Raw genomic sequence first — 11,113 nt, forward strand, 5'->3', positions numbered from 1 at the left:
GGAGCCTTTTGATTATCTGAAATACTTGTTTACTGAACTACCTATATTAGGTCGGCACTATCAACCTGAGGCATTAGATCAATTTCTGCCCTGGAATTTAACTGAAAAAATTCAGCCTTTAAATCAAGCGGCATAGTTTGTCTATGTGTGAAAAAATAGACGCTCACGTTATACGTGCTCGCGGCTATTATAAAAACCCGAACTACCTCATTCGCCTAAGAGATGTCAGCAGTACAAGAGAATGGGGAATTCAGTTTGACGATTCTGGACGCATTATTCCAACTGAAGAAACAATGCGATCTATCATGCATATATTACTCGATCACCGTTTACGTTCCGAGTTATCAGAAAATCAGTACGACGTGCCATCCACGTCACCTGTCGAGTAGTTTTTCTAACTGCCTCTCCCATGATGACTCACCTGGACACCGACAGGAAGCAACGCATAACCCACCCCGAACCTGAGCAGCAATTTTATTTTATAGTTTGAACAGTAGGGAAGCTTAAACTTTTGGTAGAAGGGTAAAAATTTCTGTGTAAACCACCAGCAAACAGCTGTGAAAATCGATACTTGTTGAGCCTCATTTTACATAGGCGACAAAGCAACGTACCAGCCAGAGCCGGTACGTTGCTTTGTCAGTTAAAACATTTCAGGTTGATCTTTTTGAATCACAAGATGATATCGATTAAACCGTTCACCTGCTGGCTTTCCAAAAAACTGAATCAAAACCAAATTACCCACGGCGGCTTGTTGACGATCCATTCCTTGCTGTAAGTAGCCATTTAAAAAAGCCGAAATTACCTCTCCAGACTCCAGTCGCACTATTACTGTACGCTGTTCACCGAACGATGGATGCGTAAAGCTATCAAATCCAGTAATAGTTCCCATGATGTTGCCATCCTTTTCAAAGCTCCAATTTCTAACATCTGGTGCTGTGGATACAGAGACTTGGCCGGATTCAATAGCTCTTAATTTTGCAAATTTATCATTGTTGTCTTCATACATAATCGTGTTCCTAACTAAGATCTTAGTGGTAAACGCCCGTTGATAGAGATCTAAAGACATCATATATTGAGGTGTATACATTCCCCATACTATTAGGGGTTGTTTTGTTCATCCCGTTTTTAACCCTTTTCAGTCATATATACATTACTTGACGGTACTCAAACTATCGCCATTGTTGCCCTACATCTGTAGCTACTACCCCCTACTAGGCTGATCGCTCATGCGATCAGCCTAGCTTTTCTGCCGCCGCTGTTCCTCTTAGTTTTCATTGCCTGAATGAGGAAGGCGGCTGCACGTTTGTTTTTTATAAAGGAGATATTCCAATGCATAAACTATGTCCAAACTGCCAATCTACTCGGATCACCACGTTAGATCGTGGCAAAAAGGTCGGTGGTGTCATCGGTACTGTGGGTGGTGCCGCCAGTGGTGTGGCCGGTGCGATGAGCGGTGCCGAATTTGGCGGCACGGTGGGCGTTATGGCGGGTCCTGCCGGGGTGGCGCTTGGCAGTATCGCAGGAGCCATCATCGGCGGTCTGGTCGGGGCGGCCACTGGCGGCATTACTGGTGCCAAGCTGGGCGAGGTCGTCGATCAACGGGTACTGGATAACTACCAATGCCTTGATTGCAGCTACGTATTTAACCAAAATACCGATTAGCCCCGTCTCATCCCTACGCCTCGCTTTACTCGTCTTATGAGCAGTCCCGATTTAGTCAGGCCTTATAGCAGCTGGTTTTTTGAGTTGCGCTATTTTCTAACCCCTTGAGGACGTAATCCCTTTGGGGTCATTGCGTCTTCTGTTTTCGATCAGGAGAAACACCATGGCTAACGCTTCTAAAACTAACTACCCGCCTAAAACCCGCAATCTACCGATGCCTGCTGAAGCTAAACAGCTGTATGAGGTATCAGAACAATCCTGGAAGGTATTGACGGAAGTCACTTTCCCCACCGCAAAAACGCCTGAGGCCATCATGATGGCCTTGGACTATTGCCGAACCCGCAAATTAGACATCTTTAAGAAACCGGTGCATGTGGTACCGATGTGGAATGCTGCTTTGGGACGCAGTGTGGAAACCGTTTGGCCGTCCATTATGGAAATCCAGACAACCGCCTCACGTACTGGTGTTTGGGCGGGCATGGATAGGCCGGTGTGGGGTCCTGATAAGACCCATACTTTTAGCGGCCGTTTTAAGGATGACAACGAGCAGTGGCAGGAAACTCGTGTGGAAGTGACGTTTCCGGAATGGGTGGCAGTAACCGTTTACCGGCTGGTCAATGGCCACCGCTGTGCGTTTACCGAGGAAGTGTACTGGCTTGAAGCTTATAGCACAGCGGGTGGCAAATATTCGCAAATTCCTACCGCGATGTGGATCAAGCGCCCAAAAGGGCAATTAGCCAAGTGCGGAAAGGCAGCCTCGTTACGAACCGCTTTTCCTGAAGAGTGCGGGTACGCCGCTGAAGAGATGGACGGTAAAAGCATCGATGGTATCGATGCTTTAAATGACACGACAGTCATCAATGGTCAAGCGACGCGAATGACGGTAAACGAGGTATCGGAGGCCATCGATTTATCATTAATAAGTCCGAAGGTGCAAAAAGCAGTGGCAGAACTGGTGCGCCGAACGGCGTTGGCGGGTGCCTGGAAAGCGGCTTACGACTATGCCAAGAACAAGTTCTCAGGACTGGATTTAACGTTCGCTATGGCTGAGTTAGACAAGGCCTCTGCTGCTGATACGTCAGCATCCGTTACTGATCAGCCGCCGCCGGAACCACCCGTGACACCCGCCGTGGAAGCCTTGTCTCAGGCGCGTGAGGCCTTATCTGCTGCGCGACATTAACCCTGAGCATCACTGCTTAATCTTTCAACTTTAAACCCTGCCAGGGCATCGTGTCTCGCCCTCGTGGGTAACAGCATGACGCTCTGTTTTGGTAAGGAGATAACAATGAACGATCAATCATTTAACCCTCACCCCTGCTATACCGACTGGTGGCGTTTCGATTCACCTACGGTCCTGCGCCGACAGGGTCGTGGTTTTCTGGAACGTAGCTGGAAACTCGATCCGCTCCAGGAACTACACGCGTTGTCAAAGTCGGAACTGGAGATATTGGTGGCAAGCTATGGCGGGCAGTGTCTGAGCATAAGCGATCACCAGCTACTGCTTTTTGATGACTATCATTGGGCCAGACGCTGTGACGCTCAACTCATTAAACTGGGGCTATCGACACAGCGTTGGGGTTGTCACATTCAGTTGCCGGAACAAGGGCGATGAAAGTTGTCAATGTTTCGCAACGCTCTGACCCGTGGCGACTTTGGCGAGCACAAGGCGTTAGCGCCAGTGAGGCGGCGGTGATTATGAAGCGCTCGCCTTATAAGACCCCCTGGCGTTTGTGGGCTGAGAAAACCGGCTTGGTGCTGGAGAAAAGTTTGGAAAACAATCCCTTAATCCGTATTGGTATCCAGCAGGAACCTGTCGCCTTGCAACACTTTGAGGATAAACACGGTGTCATGCTGCTACCGCTGTGTGGTGAATCCGAACGTTATCCGTTGATGCGTGCTTCATTTGACGGCTTGTCCGAAGACAACGAGCCGGTAGAAATCAAATGCCCGCATGAGAACACCTTTCTGGATGTGTTGCTGAACCGGGAACAATCAGGGGCCTATCAACTGTACTGGTGCCAGGTGCAACAACAGCTACTCGTTGCAGACGCTGAACGCGGTTTTCTGTACTTTTACCTGGAGGGGCAAATTATAGAGTTTGAAATCCGGCGTGACGATGGCTTTATCAGAACGCTAATCGAAACGGCAATGGATTTCTGGTCGGCACTGAAATTAGGTCAGGAACCGAACAAAGATCCCGAACGCGATCTGTTTTTGCCCACCGGCCAAGCCGAACAGCAATGGCAACAACTGGCGGCCAATTACCGGCAGAACGCCTTGCAAATTGATGAACTAAAAGTTCAGCTAAAAGCCCTGGAGGCCCTACAACCAGATATTGAAAAAGGGCTGGTGGAGTTGATGGGAGATTATCGAGCCGCCGAGCATTCCGGAGTGCGAGTCAACTGCTTTCAAATGCAAGGCAGTATCGACTACAAAGCCGCCTTACAGACCTTGTTACCCGCCGTATCGGAAACGGTGCTGGAAAGCTATCGCAAAAAATCAAGCCAGCGGGTGCGTATTACCTGTCGGGACGATGAAGGCAAACATGCCGAAGTGCCTTTTGATGCGGCGGTATTGAAAGGCTTGGTCGGCTGCGATTATTGGTTTTAAACAGGGTAGTAAGCCCTAATCCGTTTTACAGATAGACAACTTTCCACAGTTGCTTAAGCATTATCCCTGGCTAGCCAGATCTTCTATTGCCCCGAAGGTACACACCATTCCTTTCGGGGAGTGGTGTGTACCTGTGTTTCGGGCATTCACCCAATCCAAGGAGTTCACCATGTTAAAACACTATTCAATTGCCGCTACGTTCGGTATTTCCGCTTCGGCCAGTATGAAGGTCGAAGGTTTTGAAGCTACACAAAATCCTTATGTACCGCTGCAAAAGTCGTATGTATTCCGTAAAGATCAGTTGCGCGATGTGCTGGCGTTTTTAGGCTCACCCAGTGGCGATGGTTTGTATCTTACCGGGCCCTGTGGTTCTGGTAAGACCTCGTTACTGGAGCAAGTCGCGGCGAGATTACAGTGGGGCGTACACACGGTCACTGGCCATGGGCGGCTGGAACTCAACGATCTGCTCGGTCAGTACATGCTGGTCGATGGCGGTGCGATGCAATGGATAGACGGCCCATTGACGCTGGCTGTCCGTTTAGGGCATGTTTTATTAATCAATGAAATCGATGCTGTCGATCCTGCGGAACTGATTGGTCTGAACGAGATTGTCGAAGGTAAGCCATTGACCATCCCTCAGACCGGTACCGTGCTCATGCCTCATCCTAAATTCCGTTTAGTCGCTACCGGCAATAGTGCGGGTAATGGCGATCAATCGGGCTTATATCAAGGCGTATTACGGCAGAACTTCGCTTTTCTGGATCGGTTTCGGCTGATGGAGGTCGGTTATCCAGCACCTGAAGATGAAATGAAGCTGCTCGCCGAGCTCGTGCCCAATATGCCGGAAACCGTACGGGAAAGCATGATCAAGGTTGCCAATCAGATACGTAAGATTTTTATCGGCGGTCAGGATGGCGGCGGCATGTTGTCAGTTACCTTATCGACGCGTGGCTTGATGCGCTGGGCCTCTCTGGTCGCGACTTTCAAAAGTGCGCCAAATGCGTTGGCGTATTCGTTGGACAGAGCCTTGACCTTTAGAGCCGAACCCGCTGAACGCGAAGCGATACATCGCATAGCCAAAGATGTGTTCGGGGATGATTGGCAGGTGTAGTGATGGCTAACTGGGATCTGTTTCGTTATCGAAACCCTGATGGCAGCAGCAAGGATTGGGCGGTACAAACCCATCCTGACGGCTCCGTCACTACCCGATGGGGAAAAACCGCTAGTCGTCTACCCAGCAGCAGTACGCGTAACGGCGTCAGTCAAGTCGACATTGAACTGCAAAAACAGCACAAAGGCTATGTGTTTATTGGCGAAGTGACTATCGATCATGAGGGCAATGTCTCTTTTCCTTTACAGAACCCGGAGCCAGGAACTCAGCCAGTGACAGCCGATAGGCCGGAAACCCTGTACTGGCATATCGACTGCAACGCTGATCCGGAAACCTGTTTACAGCTGGGTAGCGAGCTTAGGCGGATGATAGCTGTTCTGTACGCCTACGACGAAGAACTGGCCGAAGTTGAACAGATCTGGAATGGCTGGCAACAGCTGTTTGATCTTACGCTGACGCCGCAAGCTTTTACACAAAGCGGTCAGCTTCAATCATTTCATGGCGCTAAGCCTTGGCTGTTGTTGATGGCGTTGAAGTTCAAGTTCAAGGGCTTTGCAGGCGTAGAAATCGGTATCGCCACGGAGCACAGTAGGGAACTATCGGCTGATCTAAAAGCGGAGTTGGAAATACTGGGATTTTTTGGCGGTGATCTGGAGAGCATCAGGTCAGTAGCAGAACAGTTGGGGCTATTGAAGCCCAAGCTGAATCTCGCTCAGGCCATGGCTGAACAGGACGATAGTTGGTTTTAACCCAGTAGCCAGTTTGTAACGCGGGAAGTTCCGCACACTTTGTTATTCAACCCGAAAGGGGCGAGCCAGCCCCTACGGGTTAGCTGTGCCTCTTTCACTTAGGAGGTACTTATGTCTCATGCAGCAAATATCATTTTAGAGCACATCGTATTGGTGAAAGTAGAAGCCAACATTTACGGCGCACGTAAGAAACTGAAAAAAGAAGACCTGGTGTTAGCAGATGGCAGCAAACTTCCTCCGGAAGATTTAGCCAATCTGGGTTCCAAACGCTTGCTTGATCCAGAACAGCTGTCGGTATTCAATCGTTTGAAAAAGGAAGCTGAGCGCATCTGTTTGCGCATAGGTACTCGCTTCTTGGGTGGCTATGCCATTCCTTGTGAAGCTGCGCCTGACATTATTGCCGAGTTGGAGCGGATTGGGTTGGATTTTGCAGCGGCAAAAAAAGAGTTCTTGGCAGGCTATGATGCGGCGGTTACTGACTGGGTGGTTCGCCATCCGGAATTCGGTTACATCATTGAAAAAGCCGTGGATTCGGTTGAGTTCGTATCGACGCGTTTATCGTTTGATTACCTGGTAGTGACTGTCGGCTTGCCTGATGCATTGCCTATAGAAGAGGTGGTGCGTCTTGAAAACAAAATAGGCTCGTTAAGCGAGCAGATGTTTTATGAAATAGCGTTGGATGCTAACCAGTTTATTGAGCAATCGCTGATCGGTAAGGAGCAAGTTACCCGCAATGTGGTTAGGCCTATTAAGCGTATGCGCGACAAACTGGATGGTCTGGGCTTTTTGGATTATCGGGTAGCGCCGGTGGTGAGCACTATTGATGACCTGTTGAGTCGAATCCCTACCAAAGGCGCTATTGAAGGCATTATTTTGCAAGAGATATTCGCCACAGCCATGTTGTTAGCCGATCCGGATAAAACTAAACGACATGGTGCAGGATTGTTGGCTGATCACAGCCTGGCTATTGAGCCGGATGAGAGTGTTGATGATGCGTCTGCGGTTGTGTTGGCATTGCCTGTATTACAACCAGAAACAATCGTTTCCACTGAGTATAACGATCAATTTTCAGAGTTGTTTGCTGGTATTTTTGAGGAGGAGCTTGAATCGGATGAGTGCGACCTTGAAATTGTAACAACTGAAGATGATGAGGACGATAAGACCGGGTCTGATACCGACCGCTGGTTTTGACCAGTAACAACCCAAGGGGGCAAGTAAGCCATCGCCTCTTTGGGGGGTATGGCTAAGTCTCTTCACTTTTTTAGGAACAAGTCATGAAAAATAACACACTACAAAACGCCTTTCCCATTGTGGCAGCCGCTATTGGTAATCGGTTTGGCATCAAGGTACAGATCGGTGGTGATCAAGCTTACACCAATGGCAAGTCAATACAATTGCCTGCGTATAACGGCAGTGATCCTGATTATAAGGATTATGCCTGGGGTTTATTAGCCCACGAAGCTGCGCATATCCGCTATTCCGATTTCAGTATCGATTTTGGTACATCGGTGCTGCGGCGGCGCTTGTGTGGGGCAATAGAAGATGTCCGTATCGAGCATGAATTGGCCAAGGATTTTCCTGGTACCCGACTGACACTGAGAACGGTGGTTGAAAAAATGATTGCATCAGGTGGTTTTAAGGCCGCTACGGCTGAAGATCATCCGGCTAATGTACTTTATGGCTACGTGTTGAAAAGCCTTAGGGCAGGGGTGCTGGGTCAAACGGCATTAACTTCGTTGGTCGAGCTCAGTGAGCAAGCGCTTAAAACCCATTTCCCTGCCGGTGCGGTAATACGCCTTAAAGGCTTGTTATCGGAAGTCCCAGAGGAGCTGAAGTCTGAAATGGATTGTCTGCATTTGGCAGATCGCATTTTGACTATGATCGAGCAGGAATGTGAACAACAGACTCAGCAACAGCAAAACTCAGTGACTCAGGCTGATTCTGACGCAGATGCGGATTCTAATGCCGGTCAGGGTGATTCGCATGAAGAACAAGAAGATCAAAGTCCGGATAGTTCTGATGACTCAGATACAGCCTCATCACCAGACTCGCTTGAGCCTGGTGATGCAGATGACGCTGGATCAAATTCTGCTACGGGTTCTGAGTTGGACGATCAACAGAGTAAACAATCGGTTAGTCAGGGTTCGACTGAGGAGAATGAGTCGATGGACTTCCAGCCATTACAGGAAGCCCTTCAGTCTGTTTCGGACACTGAGCTCGACCAGGATGTGTTTGAAGCCGTCAAAGCCGAGTTGACCCTGGATGAGCGCAATGTCGCTGAGTCGGTGATGCCTATTGGTCTGAGGCAAGTCGGTAATGAAGCGGCCGGTCTGCGCTTGCTCCATAAGGTACAAAGCGAATCGGTAAAGATCCGTGCGGCCTTACAAGGTTTGGTACAAGCGCAAAACATGAGCCGGACGCATCAGTCTTGCCTTGGACATCGGGTTATCGGTCGCAGACTCCCACAATTGGCTTTGGGGGATGGTCGTGTGTTTGCCCGTGGTTCTGTCAAATCATCGCCGAACACGGCGATTCATCTGCTCTTGGATAAATCTGAAAGCATGAGCTATCAGGTACTCAACACCCACAGTCAGTCATGGGAATCACGTCTGACTATCGCTTTAGAAGCCACTCTGGCGTTGGCCTTGGCGTTTGAAGGCATACCCGGTGTCAACCCTGGCATTACCGCGTTTCCGGGCATTGATGACGAGTCGGTATTTCGTGTTTTGGAACATGGCGAACGGGTTCGCTCCAAGGTCGGTGGCTTTTCGTTACAGGCACTGGACAGTACGCCGATGACTGAGGCGATCTGGTTTGGTGCCGCGTCTCTACTGCGTTGCCGGGAACCTCGCAAGGTGTTAATGGTCATGACCGATGGTCAGCCTAACGATCCATTGACAACGCTGGAGATATTGCAGCGTTGCCGGGATAGCGGTATTGAAACCGTGGGTATTGGATTAGGGATTGATGTCAGTCATTTGTTTCCTAGAGCCATTGCCATTAACGATTTCAGAGGACTGCGTAGCCAGTTATTTGAGTTGTCAAAGACGGTGCTGATGGCAAGTTGATGTTCTGCAATTTTTGGAGGAACTCTGTATGTCATTCGTATCAGTAAATGACGTTAGCCATTCGGCTACTGAACCACCCACAGTGCGCTATTTGAATCATTATTGCTGTCCTTACTGTCATCAGAATTGGTATGACGAATGGGATTGCGCCTGTAATGACAAATGCCCGAACTGCAATAAAGAGATTGATCCTTATGAAAGCGATCTGCTTGAATCTTAACCCGACAAGAACCCGCGTCCTGTCCGGGCGTGGTTTTATGTTGCCAAATACTAGGAGTTCACCATGAACAAAAAATTCATCGTCTCGTATGAGCTTGATTACGTCCACCGGGTCTCAGTGGGCATTACAGCCCAAGATCAGGCTGAGGCACAACAGCTTGCCGAGCAGGCGTTCAATGAAGCTTTAATCTGGGATGATACCGAAACTATGCCGTTATTGTCCGATGATTACTATGAATCTGGGGATGAGCGTATGGCTTGGGAATGTGAAGCCGTCGAACACTATCCTGAACCCGATCATTCGGTACGGCAATTTAAGAAAGAACAGGCTGCATTTCGGGTTTGCAGAGGGTTAATTGAAGCTTATCAACGCGGCGAAACGTCTGGAGAATCGGTTGACTGGGAAGACTTGGATCAATTGATTCCTCTGGCGCTTGAAGCCTTGGATAAACAATCACTGGAAAACTAAGTAGTCAGAATTTTAGCCACATTTAACCGTGCGGGAACCTGCGTCCTGTTCGGGCGTGGTTTCTTGCCAACTTCACAGGAGCACGACAATGCTTGAATTAGCGAAATTTAAAGCCGAACTTGGGCAATTCACCGGCACTGAGCACTATTACTACAACCCCTTGTATCAAGAAATGAACTATACCGACGGCATCAAATATCTGGCTACCACAGTCGGCGCTTATTGGTTGCTAGATATTATTGGCACCGAGTTCTTCCCGAAGCAGAAATCTGGCGAATGGGATAGCTTCGTGGCCATAAAACTAACGGTTGAAGTGCGCTCAATGATGCTCAGTGTTCAGGATGGAAATAATAACGAATATCTGCACAAAAACATCCCGTTTACTGATTTCCCGGAAGGTGAGTGGGCGTTATGGCTGGTCGACGGGGTGCTGTTGCTTCCTTCTGAGTATTGATTTAGCACATTAAATCGGCACAACGTCACGGGAATTATCAAGAGCGCAGCATAGGTGCCAAGACCCCTAGCCATTTCCCCCATTTAGTCAGACATAGACAGACCAATAAATCCCCCTACCGTTTCAACTTAACCTGAGCCGCCTCAGACCAGGGGCTCATTAACCTTATCGGAGCTACCGCTATGACCAAGAGTAATAAAATAAACAACGAACCACCTATACCTTATAAGGCCAGGGCAATTCCAGACCTCAACGCTACGCTTGCTAAGGCTTTACAGGCGGTTTTAACAGAGCTTAAAAGTAAAGATTTGTACCCTACCTTGGACGCATTCACAGCCCCTGAGCTGGTAAAAAACTACCTGGTGATTTCTCTCGCTCTGGAGGAACGTGAACACTTTCACGTATTGTTTTTGGACAACCAACACCGGCTCCTACTCGATGCCAGGATGTTCAGCGGAACGATCGACGGCGCATCGGTTTATCCACGGGAAGTGGTCAAACGAGCGCTCCAATGCAACGCCAATGCGGTTATCTTTGCGCATAACCATCCGTCTGGCATCTGTACGCCCAGCCACGCTGATAGACAGATAACCGACAAGCTGAAGCAAGGCCTGGCAACCATAGACATTCGGGTGCTATAGACTTCCAGAAAATTAATTTCCAAAACAGTAAAAAACTCCTTTGAAGATATACTTATTTCTACTGAAAAAACTTAAAGGAGCACTTAAAATCATAACGCTAAGCTTTTCGAATTCAATTGTACAAAAACTG

13 protein-coding genes are annotated in these 11,113 nt (G+C 48.8%); 12 read left to right on the forward strand and 1 reads right to left on the reverse strand.

All coding sequences use genetic code 11. From position 1 onward, the window contains the following. Positions 1-143 precede the first annotated feature (143 nt). A complete protein-coding gene (locus RW114_RS21070; protein ID WP_422614842.1) occupies positions 144-389 on the forward strand; it encodes a Kiwa anti-phage protein KwaB-like domain-containing protein in 246 nt (81 codons plus the stop codon). Positions 390-640: 251 nt separating this feature from the next. Here the strand turns inward: RW114_RS21070 and RW114_RS18285 are convergent, their stop codons facing one another. Beyond that, complete coding sequence (locus tag RW114_RS18285; RefSeq protein WP_340124191.1) at positions 641-1,006, reverse strand: hypothetical protein; 366 nt, start codon at positions 1,004-1,006, stop codon at positions 641-643. Positions 1,007-1,329: 323 nt separating this feature from the next. Here RW114_RS18285 and RW114_RS18290 point away from each other — a divergent pair, with 323 nt between their 5' ends. From RW114_RS18290 to RW114_RS18340, 11 genes are all read left to right on the forward strand, one after another. After that, entirely contained in the window at positions 1,330-1,662 is a 333-nt protein-coding gene (locus RW114_RS18290; RefSeq protein ID WP_340124192.1) for a hypothetical protein, read from the forward strand. 163 nt (positions 1,663-1,825) lie between these two features. Continuing rightward, the gene (gene bet, locus RW114_RS18295) at positions 1,826-2,842 is read left to right on the forward strand and encodes a phage recombination protein Bet (protein WP_340124193.1); all 1,017 of its coding nucleotides are present in this window, start codon (positions 1,826-1,828) and stop codon (positions 2,840-2,842) included. 105 nt (positions 2,843-2,947) lie between these two features. Then, positions 2,948-3,274, forward strand: a complete 327-nt coding sequence (locus RW114_RS18300) for a hypothetical protein (protein ID WP_340124194.1) — start codon at positions 2,948-2,950, stop codon at positions 3,272-3,274. Continuing rightward, positions 3,271-4,272, forward strand: a complete 1,002-nt coding sequence (locus RW114_RS18305; protein WP_340124195.1) for a YqaJ viral recombinase family nuclease — start codon at positions 3,271-3,273, stop codon at positions 4,270-4,272. Before RW114_RS18300 ends, RW114_RS18305 begins: the two co-directional genes overlap by 4 nt. Positions 4,273-4,441: 169 nt before the next feature. Further along, the gene (locus RW114_RS18310; protein WP_340124196.1) at positions 4,442-5,383 is read left to right on the forward strand and encodes an AAA family ATPase; all 942 of its coding nucleotides are present in this window, start codon (positions 4,442-4,444) and stop codon (positions 5,381-5,383) included. A gap of 2 nt (positions 5,384-5,385) precedes the next feature. After that, positions 5,386-6,132: a hypothetical protein gene (locus RW114_RS18315; RefSeq protein ID WP_340124197.1), complete on the forward strand. Its 747-nt coding sequence runs from the start codon at positions 5,386-5,388 to the stop codon at positions 6,130-6,132. Positions 6,133-6,243: 111 nt separating this feature from the next. Continuing rightward, the gene (locus RW114_RS18320) at positions 6,244-7,323 is read left to right on the forward strand and encodes a DUF3150 domain-containing protein (protein ID WP_340124198.1); all 1,080 of its coding nucleotides are present in this window, start codon (positions 6,244-6,246) and stop codon (positions 7,321-7,323) included. Positions 7,324-7,406: 83 nt separating this feature from the next. Then, the gene (locus RW114_RS18325; protein ID WP_340124199.1) at positions 7,407-9,200 is read left to right on the forward strand and encodes a VWA domain-containing protein; all 1,794 of its coding nucleotides are present in this window, start codon (positions 7,407-7,409) and stop codon (positions 9,198-9,200) included. A gap of 283 nt (positions 9,201-9,483) precedes the next feature. Beyond that, positions 9,484-9,888 (forward strand): hypothetical protein, encoded by a 405-nt coding sequence (locus RW114_RS18330; protein ID WP_340124200.1) that lies wholly within the window; start codon positions 9,484-9,486, stop codon positions 9,886-9,888. 88 nt (positions 9,889-9,976) lie between these two features. Then, positions 9,977-10,342: a DUF6876 family protein gene (locus RW114_RS18335; protein ID WP_340124201.1), complete on the forward strand. Its 366-nt coding sequence runs from the start codon at positions 9,977-9,979 to the stop codon at positions 10,340-10,342. 182 nt (positions 10,343-10,524) lie between these two features. Further along, positions 10,525-10,983, forward strand: coding sequence for a JAB domain-containing protein (locus tag RW114_RS18340; RefSeq protein WP_422614843.1), 459 nt, complete (start codon positions 10,525-10,527; stop codon positions 10,981-10,983). The last annotated feature ends 130 nt before the right edge of the window (positions 10,984-11,113 follow it).

The sequence above is a fragment of the Methylobacter svalbardensis genome, from assembly GCF_037671525.1.
Lineage (GTDB): Bacteria > Pseudomonadota > Gammaproteobacteria > Methylococcales > Methylomonadaceae > Methylobacter_A > Methylobacter_A svalbardensis.

Coding starts and splice junctions, on each gene's coding strand:
- RW114_RS18330 (WP_340124200.1), top strand. CDS start 9,484: ATGAACAAAAAATTCATCGTCTCGTATGAGCTTGATTACGTCCACCGG.
- RW114_RS18290 (WP_340124192.1), top strand. CDS start 1,330: ATGCATAAACTATGTCCAAACTGCCAATCTACTCGGATCACCACGTTA.
- bet (WP_340124193.1), top strand. CDS start 1,826: ATGGCTAACGCTTCTAAAACTAACTACCCGCCTAAAACCCGCAATCTA.
- RW114_RS18340 (WP_422614843.1), top strand. CDS start 10,525: ATGACCAAGAGTAATAAAATAAACAACGAACCACCTATACCTTATAAG.
- RW114_RS18335 (WP_340124201.1), top strand. CDS start 9,977: ATGCTTGAATTAGCGAAATTTAAAGCCGAACTTGGGCAATTCACCGGC.
- RW114_RS18300 (WP_340124194.1), top strand. CDS start 2,948: ATGAACGATCAATCATTTAACCCTCACCCCTGCTATACCGACTGGTGG.
- RW114_RS18320 (WP_340124198.1), top strand. CDS start 6,244: ATGTCTCATGCAGCAAATATCATTTTAGAGCACATCGTATTGGTGAAA.
- RW114_RS18325 (WP_340124199.1), top strand. CDS start 7,407: ATGAAAAATAACACACTACAAAACGCCTTTCCCATTGTGGCAGCCGCT.
- RW114_RS21070 (WP_422614842.1), top strand. CDS start 144: ATGTGTGAAAAAATAGACGCTCACGTTATACGTGCTCGCGGCTATTAT.
- RW114_RS18315 (WP_340124197.1), top strand. CDS start 5,386: ATGGCTAACTGGGATCTGTTTCGTTATCGAAACCCTGATGGCAGCAGC.
- RW114_RS18305 (WP_340124195.1), top strand. CDS start 3,271: ATGAAAGTTGTCAATGTTTCGCAACGCTCTGACCCGTGGCGACTTTGG.
- RW114_RS18310 (WP_340124196.1), top strand. CDS start 4,442: ATGTTAAAACACTATTCAATTGCCGCTACGTTCGGTATTTCCGCTTCG.
- RW114_RS18285 (WP_340124191.1), bottom strand. CDS start 1,006: ATGTATGAAGACAACAATGATAAATTTGCAAAATTAAGAGCTATTGAA.